General features: G+C 36.7%; 15 protein-coding genes. 6 read left to right on the plus strand and 9 right to left on the minus strand.

Translation table 11 applies throughout. The features are described 5' to 3' along the window. Positions 1–93 precede the first annotated feature (93 nt). The gene (gene rfaD, locus M0R38_03550; GenBank protein ID MCK9480822.1) at positions 94–1,056 is read left to right on the plus strand and encodes an ADP-glyceromanno-heptose 6-epimerase; all 963 of its coding nucleotides are present in this window, start codon (positions 94–96) and stop codon (positions 1,054–1,056) included. Between the two features lie 14 nt (positions 1,057–1,070). Here the strand turns inward: rfaD and M0R38_03555 are convergent, their stop codons facing one another. Together M0R38_03555 and M0R38_03560 are read right to left on the minus strand one after the other, a co-directional pair. Next, entirely contained in the window at positions 1,071–2,612 is a 1,542-nt protein-coding gene (locus M0R38_03555; GenBank protein ID MCK9480823.1) for a sodium:solute symporter, read from the minus strand. Between the two features lies 1 nt (position 2,613). After that, positions 2,614–5,049, minus strand: coding sequence for a hypothetical protein (locus tag M0R38_03560; GenBank protein MCK9480824.1), 2,436 nt, complete (start codon positions 5,047–5,049; stop codon positions 2,614–2,616). Positions 5,050–5,164: 115 nt separating this feature from the next. Here M0R38_03560 and M0R38_03565 point away from each other — a divergent pair, with 115 nt between their 5' ends. Then, positions 5,165–5,782, plus strand: a complete 618-nt coding sequence (locus M0R38_03565) for a LysE family translocator (protein MCK9480825.1) — start codon at positions 5,165–5,167, stop codon at positions 5,780–5,782. Positions 5,783–5,789: 7 nt separating this feature from the next. Here the strand turns inward: M0R38_03565 and M0R38_03570 are convergent, their stop codons facing one another. From M0R38_03570 to rpoN, 3 genes are read right to left on the minus strand one after another with little or no spacing between them, the layout of a single operon-like run. Further along, positions 5,790–6,572, minus strand: a complete 783-nt coding sequence (locus tag M0R38_03570; GenBank protein ID MCK9480826.1) for an enoyl-CoA hydratase-related protein — start codon at positions 6,570–6,572, stop codon at positions 5,790–5,792. Beyond that, positions 6,569–7,177: a hypothetical protein gene (locus M0R38_03575; protein ID MCK9480827.1), complete on the minus strand. Its 609-nt coding sequence runs from the start codon at positions 7,175–7,177 to the stop codon at positions 6,569–6,571. Before M0R38_03575 ends, M0R38_03570 begins: the two co-directional genes overlap by 4 nt. Positions 7,178–7,186: 9 nt before the next feature. After that, complete coding sequence (rpoN, locus tag M0R38_03580; GenBank protein ID MCK9480828.1) at positions 7,187–8,650, minus strand: RNA polymerase factor sigma-54; 1,464 nt, start codon at positions 8,648–8,650, stop codon at positions 7,187–7,189. A 74-nt stretch (positions 8,651–8,724) separates the two neighbouring features. On the opposite strand from rpoN, the gene M0R38_03585 reads away from it, so the two are divergent. Further along, a complete protein-coding gene (locus tag M0R38_03585) occupies positions 8,725–10,239 on the plus strand; it encodes an asparagine--tRNA ligase (GenBank protein ID MCK9480829.1) in 1,515 nt (504 codons plus the stop codon). Positions 10,240–10,257: 18 nt separating this feature from the next. Here M0R38_03585 and M0R38_03590 read toward each other — a convergent pair whose 3' ends face one another. The 4 genes from M0R38_03590 to M0R38_03605 form a co-directional block, all read right to left on the minus strand. Next, positions 10,258–11,229: a chorismate-binding protein gene (locus M0R38_03590; protein ID MCK9480830.1), complete on the minus strand. Its 972-nt coding sequence runs from the start codon at positions 11,227–11,229 to the stop codon at positions 10,258–10,260. A 1-nt stretch (position 11,230) separates the two neighbouring features. Beyond that, the gene (locus M0R38_03595) at positions 11,231–11,674 is read right to left on the minus strand and encodes a PaaI family thioesterase (protein MCK9480831.1); all 444 of its coding nucleotides are present in this window, start codon (positions 11,672–11,674) and stop codon (positions 11,231–11,233) included. Between the two features lie 123 nt (positions 11,675–11,797). After that, positions 11,798–12,094 carry a septum formation initiator family protein gene (locus M0R38_03600; protein ID MCK9480832.1) on the minus strand — a complete coding sequence of 99 codons (297 nt, stop codon included), beginning with the start codon at positions 12,092–12,094 and terminating at the stop codon, positions 11,798–11,800. 102 nt (positions 12,095–12,196) lie between these two features. Further along, positions 12,197–13,684 carry a hypothetical protein gene (locus M0R38_03605; protein MCK9480833.1) on the minus strand — a complete coding sequence of 496 codons (1,488 nt, stop codon included), beginning with the start codon at positions 13,682–13,684 and terminating at the stop codon, positions 12,197–12,199. A 36-nt stretch (positions 13,685–13,720) separates the two neighbouring features. Between M0R38_03605 and M0R38_03610 the strand changes: the two genes are divergently transcribed. Genes M0R38_03610 through M0R38_03620 form a run of 3 tightly spaced genes read left to right on the plus strand, consistent with a single transcriptional unit; the run spans position 13,721 to position 15,868 of the window. Beyond that, positions 13,721–14,140, plus strand: coding sequence for a DUF423 domain-containing protein (locus M0R38_03610; GenBank protein MCK9480834.1), 420 nt, complete (start codon positions 13,721–13,723; stop codon positions 14,138–14,140). 55 nt (positions 14,141–14,195) lie between these two features. After that, positions 14,196–14,852: a thiamine diphosphokinase gene (locus tag M0R38_03615; protein MCK9480835.1), complete on the plus strand. Its 657-nt coding sequence runs from the start codon at positions 14,196–14,198 to the stop codon at positions 14,850–14,852. Further along, entirely contained in the window at positions 14,852–15,868 is a 1,017-nt protein-coding gene (locus M0R38_03620) for a class I SAM-dependent methyltransferase (protein MCK9480836.1), read from the plus strand. Before M0R38_03615 ends, M0R38_03620 begins: the two co-directional genes overlap by 1 nt. Positions 15,869–15,870 lie beyond the last annotated feature (2 nt).

Below are 15,870 nucleotides of genomic sequence, written 5' to 3' on the forward strand. Positions count from 1 at the left end.
TATTAATTAATACGTGTTGTGTTTTGTGAGGAATTATCTTTTAGCATGCACACAAAATATTTACATTTGCCTTCTGAATTTATTGCACACGTTATGATTGTTGTTACCGGAGCAGCGGGTTTTATTGGTAGTTGTTTGTTAAAAGAACTGCGCAACAGAGGGTATGTAGATTTGATTGCGGTTGATGATTTTTCTAATATAGATAAGGAACAGAATCTACTTGCTGTTGACAATGCAAAGCGAGTAAATAGAGATGATTTTCATCTCTGGTTAAAAGAAAATCAACAACTTGTGCAGTTTGTTTTTCATATCGGAGCCAGAACCAATACGGCTGAGTTTGATATGCAAGTGTTAAACAAGCTTAACTTAGATTATACAAAAGAGGTATGGAAACTATGCTCAGCATTTTCTATCCCCTTGATTTTTGCTTCCTCGGCTGCAACCTATGGAATGGGTGAACTAGGCTTTGATGACAATACAGCACCTGAAGACCTTATTCCATTGAACCCGTACGGAATTTCAAAGAATGAATTTGACAAGTGGATGTTAAAACAATCCTCAACACCCCCTTTTTGGGCAGGATTTAAGTTTTTTAATGTTTATGGTCCAAATGAATATCACAAAGGAAGGATGGCAAGTGTTATTTTTCATGCTTTTAATCAGATAAATAGCACCGGCAAGGTCAAGCTTTTTCAGAGTCATCATCCACAGTTTAAGGATGGAGAGCAGGAGAGGGATTTTATTTATGTAAAAGATGTGCTCAGTGTCTTGATTTATATGATGGAACAGCGCACTCATTCCGGATTGTATAATTTAGGAACAGGAAAGACAGGCACGTTTTTGGAATTAGCTTGTGCTGTCTTTGATGCACTTGGAAAACCACATAATATTGAATACATACCGACACCAATTGATATTCGTGATAAATACCAATATTATACTTGTGCCAAAATGGATAAATTGAGACAGGCAGGTTATATCGCGCCCTTTACCAGCCTTAGGGAAGGCGCGATGGAGTATGTAGTAAAATATTTAATAGACGGGAAAAGATACTAAAAATTGACAATCGCCTAAGGCGTATTTTGTCTTCTTAACAACATTAAACCTATAAAGGTAATGATTCCGTTTACAATCAGAATCTCAAATCCAAAAACATAACCGTTAAACAGCAGTTTACTGTTTGCGTCTAAGAAATAACAAATGACAGGCGAGGCTATGCAAATCAGTGGAATTAGTTTGTCTTTGACTTGAATGTTGGTGAACAATCCGAATGCAAACATGCCTAACAATGGTCCGTAAGTGTATCCTGCAATTTTGAATAATTCATTGATAACGGCATCATTGTTCCAAATTTTAAAAATTATAATGATAAAGTATGTTACAATAGATACGCCAATGTGGACAAACATTCTAGTTTTTCTTGAACCTTTGGTTGCATCAAATCCCAAAAAGTCAACACAAAAGGAAGTAGTCAATGCAGTTAGCGAAGAATCTGCAGTGGAATATGCAGCAGCAATCAGTCCGATAAAGAAGAACACTGAGGCAATGCCGGGAAGGTTGTTTGCAGCTAACATAGGAAAAAGTTGGTCGGTTTTTATAAATTGGGTGTTGCCATCTGCGAAAACATAGGTCAAATGTTTGCCTTGAGCCATCAATTCCGGGTTTTGAAAGTTCTCAATAATGATCCCTGATTGAGTGCCAAAAACATAGAGCAGACCGCCAAGTAGAACAAAAAGAAAATTAACGGGAATTAACATAGAGCTCATCCAAAACATGTTTTTTTGTGCATCTTTAAGGGTTCTACATGTAAGATTTTTTTGCATCATGTCTTGATCAAGTCCGGTCATTACAATCGTAATAAACATACCGCCTAGAAAATGTTTCCAGAAAAAATTCTTTAGGTTGGAATCCCACACAAACATTTGTGCATAATGAGAGGATTGCAGTTGTTGCCATACGGAGCCATTACTGTTTATCCCAATTTGATTCCAGATGTATATAAAAGAAATACAAAGCGCAATCAGCATGAAAGTAGTTTGGATGGTGTCGGTATATACGATTGTTTTTATTCCACCTTTAAATGAATACAGCCAAATCAATGCAATGGTGATAAAAACTGTGATTTCAAACGGTATGTGTAAATTGTCAAAAATGAAAGTTTGCATTACTACAGCAGCAAGAAACAATCTCAACGCATTGCCGATAGAGCGTGACAGTAAGAAATAAGCTGCACCTGTTTTGTAAGCTACATTGCCAAAACGCTTTTGTAAATATGTGTAAATGGAGGTTAGGTCTAATTTGTAATACATTGGCAATAAAACCCTGGCAATAACTTGATAACCCAGAAAATAACCAAGCACCATTTGCATATATGAAAAACCGTCTCTGCCTACCGCTCCGGGTATTGAGAGAAATGTTACTCCCGACAATGAAGCGCCAATCATGCCAAAAGCCACCAAAAACCAAGGAGAACTTCGATTCCCCCTAAAGAATGTTGAATTGTCGCTATTGCCTTCTGTTAGTTTTCCAATAATTATAAGAATCAGAAAGTACACAGCAAGTATTACCGGGAATACTAAAGGGTGCACTGACGACTGTAAAAGTATGTGCATGTTATTTTATTTTGTCGTACTTGATAAGTTTCTTAAAGTCATCAATACTTCTTGGCGGATGAACCATTGAATTTAATTGCAGAAAATAAATACTTCCATCACTAAAGCCGTACGTTCTAAGTGCGTCTCCCGTTATGTAGTGCAATTGACCTTGATAGTCAACACAGAGAACTAAACTGGTGTTCTTGAGATTGATGTATGTGTTGCCTTTGTTGAATTGATATACATTTCTGTTAAACTTATCAATCATAAATAAGGATTTAACATCGATGGGAATGCCATTTATATCAAGGTAGTTGATAAAACATGAAATTCGCTCGCTTTGTTCGGTTTCTATACTCATAAATCCGTATATGCCGGTGTTCTTTATAAAAACTGTTTTGAAATTAGCCTTCCGTTCCCATGTTGATTGTCTGTTTTGATAAAATAAACTATAGTCGGTTAAACGTTGGTTAAGATAGTTCTCAAAAGACTCCGCTCTTTGTTTCTGCATCTTGTAAAATTTCTCCAACAATTTACGGTTCTTCTTTTCGGAATATGGTTTGCCGTTTTTCTTAAAAAATGAAGGCGCTACTTCAATTACTTTATATCCCTCGTCACTTTTGAGAATGATATTCCATTTGCCGTTTGCTTTATCTTGTTCCAACCTAAAATCAGAGTAACGTTTGTTGCGTGTAAAAGCTGCATTAAATTCTCTATTGGAAAGCGTGTCAGTATATTTGAAAATGGCTTTTTTAATAATTGACAACTCATTAAATAATTCATGCTTATCTTCTAATTGAAAAAACAATTCTCCTTTGTTTTTAATCTTAGGAGTTACTTTGGTGATTTTGAGCAAATTGCGTCCTTCTGTAATTTTGTAGTTAGTGCCAATATTATTATTGCTTTTTTCCCATTGATATTCTTTAGAGGTGAAGAATCGTCCATTTTTAATATACCTTTCCACCTTGTTTCCTTCGTCAAAAAGGAAATATGATTCAGGGTTTCTAAATCTTTCATTGCAATTTCTATTGTCAAGCATATAGACATGCTTAGCAAGATTTTGTCTAATCCATTCGTCATATCTGATGGGTATTTCTTGTGACTCAGAATTGGAAAAAACAGTTTTAAATAATTCATAATCCATAAATCCCTTTGTGTCGTTGTCATAAGTGTAGAACACCGAACTCGTATCAGAAACAGGTACATCTAAGCGAATGTTCATGTTGCCATTAAACTGTAGAGGAAAAACACCGTCAGAAATTTCAATTTCAATCATTATATCTGTTTTATAAAGAGGACTGTTGCGGTATTTGGTAACTCTGAGGTCAAGTCCTCTAAAAGCAGTGTTTACTAAATCCTGTATGTAACGCACAGAAACGTATGCATTCCCATTATAAACAGTACCGTCTTTTTTAATCAAACTTCCTGCAGGTATATAAAGGTTGCAACCGGATTCAGTATGAATGATGGAATTTTCAGCAGCGTTAATGTTAAAGGTTTCAGAACGAGGATATAAATCTTCCAATAATGGCTCTACATTTACATTTGGCAGAAAAATCGGTTTGGGTTTAAGAATGTACAAATTGCGAGTTCCTCTACTGCTCGCCATCAAACCGGCAGGAGGGTCATATACATCTCTTTTGCCATTCCAAATAGAGGCAATCCATCTGTTTTCGCGAGGAGTTAACCCATAATCTTCAGAGTAGAATAGAACAGAAAGACTTGTGGGTTTATCACTGCCTAACACTCCATTGATATTAAATCGCTCAGGTTGTACTTGGGCTTGATGATCATAATTCAGGCGTGTGAGATTGTCATACAGTTTCAATATTTGCAATTCGCCCAGTAAATTCATATTGCTTGGTAGGTCTGTGGCGTAATCTATACTTAATCCAAGTTCTTTGAGATTATTAAAGGTCATTAGTTTCTCTACAATTTCGTAAAAGGTTTCGGATAAGAAAGTGCCATAGATATGTAGGTTCTGTATTTTCCTGTAATAGAATAAGAAATCCCAGTCTTTGGGTTCTTCATTAAAAATCAAAGTGATTTTTTCTAAATTAGGTGTCTTGTAAATGTTTTCAAGAAGATTGGTATCATTAGGATTACATTCAACAATGATGTGTTCAACATTCATTAGTTTTTCAAAGTCAGAACCTAGGAGATTGCTGCCTGAGTTTTTGAGATATAGTTCAGTAATGTCGTTCCATTGGTTGATGAGGTTTAGGATGTTGCCGGGAGATTGAATATTGTCTATTTTAACAGAATAAGCGTCATATAGAATTGAGGGTTGTTTGGCAATAGTAACATAATCCGCTTCTGAAGCGAACAATACTTTGTTAGGTCTGCTACCTTTTTTTATATCCTTGCTTGATGTCCATGTCCCTGAAAACTGACTTAGTCCGGTCATCGGACTAACGATGATAAGCAGTAGCAGGACATTGAGTATTTTTTTCATAAAGTGCTTTGATGAATAAGAGTGTAAATAAAAACGCATTATTATTGATTTTATGAGGGCTTTTATCAACGGGATGTGCAAATTTCCAGCCTAAATTTGATTTTCTTTGCAGCCCATGAATTTTGTAATGCCGGTTGTTGAGGGTTTTGTAACAGGGATAGGTCTAAGTTTGACTTTAGGTACTGTGTTTTTTGCATTAATTCAAAACTCGCTGATTTTTGGATACAAAAAAGGAATATTAATCGCTTCCGGAGTGGCATTCAGTGATATTGTCCTGATTTCTTTAGTGCTGTGGAGTGATTCGTTTATTGGGTTTTTACAAAATTGTGCTAAGGAAGTTACAATAGTAGGCGCGATTTTGTTGATTGTCTTTGGTATAGCTCAGTTTGCTAAAAAGGTTGCCAATAAAGAGGGAATTAAAGACTATTCTGGTTCTCTGTTTGGAGATATTTTTTTTGTGGGCAAAGGGATATTTTTAAATGTAATTAATCCTGTCAATTTCTTTGTTTGGCTTTCTATCTCAGCCATGCTGTCTGCAAAATTTCACTATGTAATTGATGAAAAATTAGCGTTTTTTATTGCTTCCGTCATTGCAATATTTACAGTGGAGTCTTTATTGGCAATATTTGCAGCGCGTGTACGCAAGCTAATGAATGATAAACGCATACGCTGGGTGAACCGAATTTCAGGAACTATCTTTATTGGGATAGGAGTGTATTTACTATGTTCGTAAGAGTATTTTATTCTCCCTTGAAATTGGGTAGTCTTTTCTCATTAAATGCACTCACACCCTCTTTATAATCAGCGGATTTGCCTGCAATCTCTTGGCAGAATGCTTCATACTCTAACATTGTGTTCAAATCTGAATGAAAGGATTTGTTGAGCATTTTTTTCATCAAGCCAATTGCTTTGGTTGGTGCAGCAGCATAGTATGCTACAATTTTTGATACTTCATTATCTAATTCTTCATGTGGGACAACTCGATTGACCATGCCCCATTCTAATGCTTGTTGTGCAGAAACTTTAGACCCCATTGTAGCAAGTTCAAAAGCTCGGTTGCCTCCCACTATTCTTGGTAAAAAGTAAGAAGATCCGCTATCTAAAACCAGCCCGACATTGATGAATACTTCAATTAAAGAGGCTTTTTCGGATGCAACAATAAAGTCGCTTGCTAATGCCAATGAACAACCGGCTCCTGCTGCAACACCATTGAGTTTGCAGATAATGGGTTTAGGCATTTCGCGCATTGCCCTGATGATTGGGTTGTATCTTTTGTATAATGAATCAGACAAAGAACGATTTTCACTTTTTGCAATTGCTTTTAAATCTTGACCCGAACAAAATGCCTTGCCTGCCCCGGTTAAAACAATGACCCTGCAATTATTGTCGCGCGTTACGTCTTTCAGAGCATCTTGTAATTCATAACTCTGTTCGTCATTGAAAGCGTTAAATACATCTTCTCTGTTGAGGGTAATGGTGGCTACGTTGCCATTTTTTTCTAATTTGATTGCATTATAACTCATAGCGCAACACTAAAGAAAATCACACAAAATCCCAACAGAAAACCCCAATAAATTTCCTTGAAACTGTGTGCCTCTAATGCAAGACGTGCTGTCATGCTCAAACCCGCAAAAAATATAAACGGAATGAGCCAATAAATCATCACGCCTTCATTTAGTCCGATGATAGTATATAAAAAGAGGGCAATAACACCGGCTATGGCGGCTGCATGTGAACTTATTTTGAACCAAAAATTAATTAACATGATTAAAAATATCAATGTAGCAATGCCAAAAAGATAGCGATAGCTTAAAGCTCCTAAATCAGTGTCCATAATCTGCCATGCAGTTACGAAACACAGAATTGAACTTATTAAATAGGGGAGAAAGCGTTCTGTTCTTTCTTTGAGATAAATATTTTTAACAAATTTTAATTGTTGGAGAAGGAGCACAAGTATGACTGGGATTAAAAAAGTATTGGCGAAAATAAACAGCAGCAAAAAGGAAATATCTTCGTCATAAAAGCGTGCCTTGTAATAGGGTAGAAAGTAAAAAAGAATAGTAAATGAATAGGAGATTAATATCAGCGGATGAAATAGAAAAGAAATAAGCAGCCAGAAATTTTTCATACAAGTTGATTACAACTGCTTTCTCATTCTAGACACAGGAATATTAAGTTGTTCGCGGTATTTAGCAACGGTTCTGCGGGCAATGTTGTACCCCTTTTTTGTCAATATTTCCATTAACTCTTCATCTGTCAAGGGTTTTGATTTGTTCTCCTTGTCAATTTCGGTTTGCAGTATTTTCTTGATTTCTTTATTAGAAACTTCGTCTCCGCTATCTGTTGTTAAGCCCTCTGAAAAGAAATATTTAAGTGGATATAAACCAAAAGAAGTTTCAACATATTTACTATTGGCAACACGTGAAACAGTGGAGATATCCATTCCGATTGCATCTGCGATGTCTTTCATAACCATAGGCTTGAGCATGGTTTCATCTTCGTCAATAAAGAAATCCCTTTGTTTGGCAACGATGGCTTTCATGGTTTGCAATAAGGTGTTTTGCCTTTGTTTAATGCTATCAATAAACCATTTTGCACTATCAATTTTGTCTTTTGCATATTGTGCTGATTGCTTTAGTTGCTTGTCCTCTGTGTTGGCAGAATACGCTTTCAGGGTTTCTTGAAAATTTCTGCTGATGCGCAATTCAGGAGCATTTTTTGAATTTAATGTTACACTTAAATTTCCTTCGTCATTGATGACTTTAAAATCAGGTATAATATACTGCTCATTATAGTTGGAGTTTGATGTTTGACCGGGCTTGGGATTGAGTTTCTTGATTTCCAATATAGCTTCTTTCAACTCTGTTTCACTGATTTTTAAACTTCGGGTGAGTTTGTCGTAGTGCATTTTAGTGAACGCCTCGAAATGTTCGCTCAGAATATGTATGGCAAGTTCAATAGGCTTTTTATTTGTTCTTTCTGTTAATTTCCTGTTGAGTTGTAAGAGTAAGCATTCTTTTAAGTCTCTGGCTCCTACACCTGCCGGGTCAAATTTTTGTATCTCATGTAAAACTTTTTCAAGTTCTTCTACTGACGTAGAAACATTTGCCGTAAACATCAAATCGTTTACAATGGCTCTGAGTTCTCTTCGCAAATAACCATCGTCTTCAAGGCTTCCAATCAAATGATGGGCGAGTTCGAGTTCGTGGTTGTTGTATATATTGGTATCGGCTTGTTCGATAAGGTATTCATAAAAACTCTGAAAAGTAGGAATAGGGATTTCTTTCCGTTCTTCTTCAGCATAGTCATCATTCAATCTAAATCCGCCATCATCATTAGAATCGGATAAATAGTCAGAGATGTCTTCATCAAATGTGTCTTCTGTATTGCTGATAGTTTCTCCTTCAAAATCATCATTTTTTTCATACTCCTCATTATCTATGTCTCCTTCGGAACTTTTTTCTAATGCCGGATTATCCAATACTTCTTGTTCAATTTTTTCCAAAAAATCAGATGTGCCTAACTGCAACATTTTCATAAATTGAATTTGTTGTGGCGACATTTTCTGTTGTAGTTTCTGACTTAGACTTTGTTTGAGCATAAAAAATAAGATGTTTTTAAAGCTTGTGTACTATTTGTAATTTCGCAACCCGAAAAACATCACAAAAATAGGCAATGCAAATTAAAGATTTAACACAAAGTGAAGGTAAAATTGTTACTTTGAACGGCTGGGTTTCTAACAAGAGAGACAGCAAAGGTTTAGTATTCATTATTTTAAGAGACGGCTCAGGTTATTGCCAATGTGTTATATCGATTGATATTGTTGGGGATGATGTGTATAATCAAGCAATCGGATTGACACAAGAAAGTTCTGTTTCTTTGACAGGCAAGGTGATTAAAGATGAAAAACAAGTGGGAGGTTTTGAATTGCAAGTTGAAAAATTACATGTATTTCAAGTTTCTGAACCATACCCGATTACAAATAAAGAACATGGTGTTGAGTTTCTGATGGATCATAGGCATTTATGGTTGCGCAGTAAAAGACAGTGGGCAATTATGAAGATTAGAAACACCATTATTTTTTCTATTCATAAATTTTTCCAACAACATGACTTTGTGCAAGCGGACGCACCTTTGTTTACAGGAAATGCAGCAGAAGGAACAACCACCTTGTTTGAAACTGATTTTTACGGACAACCAGCATATTTGTCTCAATCAGGACAGCTATATGGAGAAGCTATGGCAATGGCTTTAGGTAAAATTTATACTTTCGGACCTACTTTTAGGGCTGAAAAGTCTAAGACCAGAAGACACTTGTCAGAGTTTTGGATGATTGAACCTGAAATGGCTTTTTATGATAATTTCCAGAACATGGATTTAATTGAAGAGTTTCTTCATTTTGTTGTCAAAGAAGTCATTGATACAAATCAATCTGAATTGGAAATTCTTGGACGTGATGTATCTAAATTAGAAGCCTCTTTAAAACCATATAAAAGATTGACATATACTGATGCGGTGAAGCTTATCAAAGGCGAAGATGCGGTAGAAGGGAAGACCTCGATTCAATTGTTAGAAAATGATTTAGTTGAAGCCAAAGCAAAATATGCTGCAATTCAACAAGAAATTGGCGAACGTGAAGCTAAAATTGCACAACCAGGTATGAAGAAAGGTGAACTCAACTTTAATGTTGCAAAAATTGCAAAACTCAAAGGTGAGTTGAAAGACCTTGAAGAAGATATGCGCAATATTCCACAATGGATTGAGTCTGCAAATAGCTTTGTCTATGGAAATGATTTTGGAGGAAGTGATGAAACAGTTCTTACCCGTCTGTTTGATGTGCCGGTTATGGTATATGACTGGCCCCACGAAGTGAAAGCTTTTTACCTGAAACGCAACCCGGATGATGAGAGATTTGCGAGAGGAGTGGATGTGCTTGCACCGGAGGGTTATGGGGAAATTGTGGGAGGAGGAGAAAGAGAAACAGACATAGAATTGCTCAAAGGAAAAATTATAGAACATCAACTTCCTATGGAAGTTTTTGAATGGTATTTGGATTTGAGACGTTTTGGTTCAGTACCTCATGCAGGGTTTGGACTGGGATTAGAAAGGCTTGTTGCGTGGGTGTGCAAATTACCACACGTACGAGAAACTATTCCGTTCCCAAGAATGTATGGCAGATTGAAGCCATAGACACAGTCTATATTGTTGTTAAAGCAGCTGCTCTAATGTCTGCATTTTTTCCTCTGTTTCTATCCATTCACTTTCAGGATTGCTGTCCAATGTAATGCCTGCTCCTGCTTGTAACAACGCTTTGCGACCGCTAATTAACATGCTGCGTATATTGATGGATAAGATGTTCAATCCTTTTGGGTTTAATATTCCCGAATAGCCGGCATAAAACCCTCTGTTCCAATCCTCATTATTTGTAATAAAATCAATACCTGCATGATGCGGATAAATTCCAACTGCGGGAGTCGGATGAAGAGATGAAATGAGTGAAGGTATATTTGTTTGTTCTATTGTAAAAGAATAGGTGTTTACTAAATGAGCCAAATGTCCTGCTCTTACTATTGTTTGGTCGCTTTCGTTGAAAAGAATTCCTGCATTATGCAGCACTTCTCTGATGTGTTTTGCTGTGATTCCTTGTTCAGCACTCTCTTTGCTGCCTAATTTTTCTTTTTGCTCCCATGGGGCTGTCCCTGCTAATGCCACTGATTCCGCTGTTCCGTTTGCGTTTTTGCTGATAAGTAATTCCGGGCTGGCTGAAATGAATGTGCAATTTTTGTTTTGATAGGCTGAAATATAGGCATTAGGATAGTTGACCTTCAATTTCTGGATGAAGGCATTAATTTCAAAGGATTTCGGTAAGTCAATTTGTTTGCAACGCGCTGCTACTACCTTACTTACCCTGCCTGACTTGATTTCAGATTGAATCTTTTCAATGAAATAAATAAAATGAGCTTTGGAAATAGTCCGGTCAAGATTATGCGATTGTTGAGTGTTGTTTTCAAACTGACAAGGTGTGGTATCAGGCTCTGCTTGTATGAATTGAAATGAGGTTCCTGCAAAATTTGAAATTATGTAACCAGTTTTATGAATGGGCATTTCAGACAGTTTTTCTTCATGTCCATTAAAATAAAACGTCTCACCTCCAGGAATCCTATAACAAGCTTTTGCCATTTCAATCTTTCTTTTTGGGTCTGATTGCCATTGTTAATTGACCGGAGAACACCAATTGCTCTTGTTCATTTTTAATTTTTATATCCCAAATATGACTGGTTGCGCCAATGTGCAGTGCAGAGGCGTATCCATACACAGTTTCACCCTCTTTAGCCGTTTTGATATGGCTTCCAACAAGGCTTTGACCAAATGCAAAAAATGACTCCATATCAATGACAAGATTCGCTGCCACACTGCCAATATGTTCAGCAAGGACAAAAGACGCACCGCCATGCATCATCCTAAATGGGTGAATAGTCTTTGTATTGATTGGCATTTCGGCTTTGATGTATGTGGGTGCAACTTCTGTAATTTTAATACCTAAGAAGTCAGACATCGTACCTGTACAGAATTTGTTTAACTCTTCAATTGAGTGTTGATTCGGAGAAAAAAATTGATCCTTCATTCGGAGTGCGAATGTAAATGTTAATCCTAAACTTGCTTGTATATGAAAGTGTATTTAGTGTTTCAAAAGGTGTAGAAGAGGGCAGAATTATTAAGAATCTAAGCAAGAATCTCTCCTTGCCCTTTATTTCTTATTCTCGACAATGATAAAAACGTCCTCATCATCTTTTTTCATCATGTATTTCTCTCGTGCGAATTTCTCCAGATTGTCAGGATTGGAGAATAAGTATGTTCTTTGTTGTCTTGCTTGTTCAATCTCTTTTTTATAGAATGCAGCTTCTTTTTTCAGTACACGTACATCTTTATTGATTTTGATTAAGGAAGTCAGACTATTGAAATCAAAGAAAGTCATCCATATTCCAAATGCTCCGAAGATGAAGTAGTATCGGTATTTGAGCAAAAAAGCTTTATCTAATTTCACCTTGACAAAATTAGGCTGAATGTGATTGGTACAAATGGTGTTTTACACACAAATATCATTGTGTTCCATTTTCTAAAACAGTATTAGATAACCCCAAGATTCTTAATTGTTCCTATCGTCTTTTTTAGAGTTGCTAAAACCATAGCTCACTCCAAAATAGTAGTTAAAATCTTTGAATGAAGCACGACTGATAGAGGTAACAAGGTTGTCAGTTCCAAAGAAGAAAGGCCCCAATTTGATAAATGCACCCAAGTTGGCATTTTTATAATCGTTGTATAAGGACATCGGTACCGCCACTTCTACGCCTTTCATTTCAAATCTTGGGATAAGCGTAATCGAAGATGGTTTTCTAAAACTCACTGATTCACGGCTTCTTAAACTCTGAATGATTTGTGCACCAATAAAAAACTTTGGAACTATTTTTAAATCACCGTGTAGCATAAGTGTAGTAGGGAGGGATGCTTTGATTTCGTTGAGTTCGGTAACTTGGAACATAGACTTTGTGAGACTGTCCATGTAGTGTAATCCACCTTCCATGCCGGTAGCCCATGCTTGAGCAAATTCGATTCCCGGTACCCAAGTTTTTGGGGTATTGTTTTGGATATGTCTTGCAATTACACCATCGCTATAGGTAATACTACCTATGTCTTGCAACGCAATTCCACCTCTAAAGAAATAATCAACATCAGGAATTTCTACATAACTGCCTATTTTATGATTGGGTTTTTTGAGTTCGATATAAGCAGAAAGGTCAAAGCCGATACCGCTGCCGGTAGGTCTGCCATTCATAAAATTAATCATGTTGAGATTGGAAAAGTATGAAGGCTTTACATATCCATATTCAAAGTCGGCCTTGCCAAAGTTGATAGAGTCATAGCCGTTTACTTTAAATGAAGTACCATTATTTTTTACATAACCGGTACCCATTCCCATTAAATATTTCACGTTAGCTCCTACACTCACAGTCATATATATACTGCGCACCAATGCAACCGCTCCACCCACTCCGATTTCGGAAAATGAATTCATGTTTACACTAAATGAATTGTCAGTTATTTCATCTCCAAATTGAATCTGGTTTGGTGGGTCGAAGATGATATTGTTTGAACTGTCAAGTCCGTGCCTGAATATACGTGCCAAGTCTTCGCTAATTCCAAAACCTTGTAAGCCGATACGGGTACGAGAAAAGAAGCCTATAGCAAATTTTCTGTCATAATTGTAAATGGATGCAGGACCACGATTTTCAATATTCAAATCAAAGTTTTTTGGATTGCCATCCAAATTCTCCTCAAACCATTCATTTTGGAATTTTATTTTTCCATTGTTGTCCTTGTAGTTTGAGGGAACAGTTCCTCGTACCCATTGAGTGATGGTAAAAGGTAGTTTGTAAGTTAAATAATTGTTGTCAAAGTTCATGCCCATGGAAAGTCCATTTGCACTGACCATGAATGGGCTGGAAACAGCCATTGCGGTATTGAAATAAAAAGCGTTTGCTCCGTTGTAATTACTTTGGTTAAGTCCTGTCCAATTTTGCGCTGATGATGTAAGGGTAGAAAGGATAAAAATAATGCTGATATAATGTAATTTCATGAATCTCTTTAATTTTGCGCGAAAGTAATATCATACATGAATGAAAACTCAATAAAATATTCACAGTTTCAAAAATACGCACTTGCTTGTGCCGCATTTGGCTTAGCTATATATGTGATGCTTACAGCCTTAGGAGCACATGCACTTAAGGAAGTATTGGAAAATCCTGATTTGAATAGGGTCTTTGCCGCAGCAACCAAGCATTTAATGCTGGGGTGTATTGGTATTTTTGTTGCTATATTTTTATCCGTATTGTTGTCTATCAATACTCGTATCCCTGTGGTGCTTATGTTGTTGGGGTTGCTTTTGTTTTCGTTGAATCTGTTGGTATATTTCTTTTTAAAAATCAATGATATTCACATTGCTTTTTTGGGAATGTTAGCTCCAATCGGAGGGACTATGTTTGTACTTGCATGGACTTGGTTGGGAATCTTGATAGTCAAGGGGAAAAAATGAGGTTTCAAAGTTTTACATTCTTGCATTTCCATGATAATAATTGAATTTTGCCATCATGTCATCACACCATTTTGTTAGAGAAGGTCAAGAACCCGCATTGGTATTAGCAAACGGATTGCCTTGCAGCACAGAACTTTTAAATCAATTGGTGGCATGGAGTCCCACAATTATGGTGTTGGATGGAGCATATTATAAGGCAATGGAACGCAACATTAATTTTGATATCCTGCTGGGTGATTTTGACAGCATAAAAACCACTTCGATTGAACTACCATTTCCTGCAGAGATTATTCACACACCTGACCAAGAGAAAACAGACTTGCAAAAAGGGCTGGAATTGCTGATAGCCCGAAAAACAGAAGCAGCAAACTTACTTTGGGCGACAGGTGCCAGGGCAGATCATTTTATGAGCAACCTCAATGTTATGGCTAAGTTTAGGAATGACATAACGCTTAAAATGATTGATGATAACTCAGTTATTTATCCTGTCAAAAGTCCTTTTGTGAAATATTTCCATGCAGGTGAAAACTTGTCTTTGATACCGCTGAATGCAGTTAAGAACATTCAGACCAAGAATTTGCAATATGAACTGCATGGAGGTTTGTTAGAGCCTGGTGGGAGATTTGGCTCAAGTAATAGGGTAAAAGAATCAGGGTTAGTTGAAGTTACCTTTGATGATGGAATATTGCTGTTAATGGAATGTAAAGATTAATGAAAGAGCAAGCATTTATTCAACATGTCAAGAATAAACTGGCGGTATTGCCTGATATTTCAGCATATAACAAGGTTTACCTCTCGCGATTAATTGCGGAGTTACCATACAGAACCAAGATTTTTCATGCAGTCATTGCTGAAGTGTGTTTGCAAACTCACAAACCAGTGCAAGATATAGTATTGGTGGACTATGGCGGAGGCACAGGCTTGTTGTCATGTTATGCACGTTGGGTTGGAATTGGTAAAGTGATTTATATTGATATTTTTGATCAATCAGCAAAAGATGCCATGACCATAGCTGCTCAATTGGATTTGTCAGCCGACACTTATTTGGTGGGAGAGGTAAGTGTGTTACAAACAAAACCCCATGCGCTGGTTAGTACTGATGTGATTGAACATATATATTCATTAAATGATTTTTTCGCAACGTGCTATAGATTGAATCCTAAGTTAATACAAGTGCATATTACGGGAGCAAATCCATATAATCCAATCATCAGGAGACGATTGATGGCTTTACAAAAGAGAAATGAAAATGAATATCATGCTCCGGCTGTTGGTGCAAAGCCTTCTGATGATTATAGAGCTTATAAAGAAATAAGGCAGATTTGGTTGCAGGAAAATTATGCTCAGGAGTTGAGTGTAAATGAAATTCAGCAATTGGTCTTGCTATCAAGGGGATGCAATTTTGATGATATCAGAGTCATGGCAGATGATTATCTAAAGAATAAGCAGTTTCCGGTCAGGACATTGCACCCTACAAATACATGCGATCCCAATACAGGAAACTGGTCAGAACGGTTATTGTCACAAGAAGATTTGCAATCATTTTGTACAGAATTTGGTTGGCAATGTACGTATGAGGCATTTGAATTTAATAACCGTCAAGCCAATATGATCAAGAACTTTGTTTGGTACATATTGAATCGAATAGGGAAGATGTTGGGCGGTTCTGCAAAATGTTTGTTGCCCTTACTAAAAATTACAATCAAAGAAAAAGAGTCCTTAAGATAAAG

The organism is Bacteroidia bacterium (assembly GCA_023228875.1).
GTDB lineage: Bacteria > Bacteroidota > Bacteroidia > NS11-12g > UBA955 > JALOAG01.

Bases quoted from the DNA above. Each gene is read 5' to 3' on its own strand.
- rfaD (MCK9480822.1), top strand. From the start codon at position 94: ATGATTGTTGTTACCGGAGCAGCGGGTTTTATTGGTAGTTGTTTGTTA.
- M0R38_03555 (MCK9480823.1), bottom strand. From the start codon at position 2,612: ATGCACATACTTTTACAGTCGTCAGTGCACCCTTTAGTATTCCCGGTA.
- M0R38_03560 (MCK9480824.1), bottom strand. From the start codon at position 5,049: ATGAAAAAAATACTCAATGTCCTGCTACTGCTTATCATCGTTAGTCCG.
- M0R38_03565 (MCK9480825.1), top strand. From the start codon at position 5,165: ATGAATTTTGTAATGCCGGTTGTTGAGGGTTTTGTAACAGGGATAGGT.
- M0R38_03570 (MCK9480826.1), bottom strand. From the start codon at position 6,572: ATGAGTTATAATGCAATCAAATTAGAAAAAAATGGCAACGTAGCCACC.
- M0R38_03575 (MCK9480827.1), bottom strand. From the start codon at position 7,177: ATGAAAAATTTCTGGCTGCTTATTTCTTTTCTATTTCATCCGCTGATA.
- rpoN (MCK9480828.1), bottom strand. From the start codon at position 8,650: ATGCTCAAACAAAGTCTAAGTCAGAAACTACAACAGAAAATGTCGCCA.
- M0R38_03585 (MCK9480829.1), top strand. From the start codon at position 8,725: ATGCAAATTAAAGATTTAACACAAAGTGAAGGTAAAATTGTTACTTTG.
- M0R38_03590 (MCK9480830.1), bottom strand. From the start codon at position 11,229: ATGGCAAAAGCTTGTTATAGGATTCCTGGAGGTGAGACGTTTTATTTT.
- M0R38_03595 (MCK9480831.1), bottom strand. From the start codon at position 11,674: ATGAAGGATCAATTTTTTTCTCCGAATCAACACTCAATTGAAGAGTTA.
- M0R38_03605 (MCK9480833.1), bottom strand. From the start codon at position 13,684: ATGAAATTACATTATATCAGCATTATTTTTATCCTTTCTACCCTTACA.
- M0R38_03610 (MCK9480834.1), top strand. From the start codon at position 13,721: ATGAATGAAAACTCAATAAAATATTCACAGTTTCAAAAATACGCACTT.
- M0R38_03615 (MCK9480835.1), top strand. From the start codon at position 14,196: ATGTCATCACACCATTTTGTTAGAGAAGGTCAAGAACCCGCATTGGTA.
- M0R38_03620 (MCK9480836.1), top strand. From the start codon at position 14,852: ATGAAAGAGCAAGCATTTATTCAACATGTCAAGAATAAACTGGCGGTA.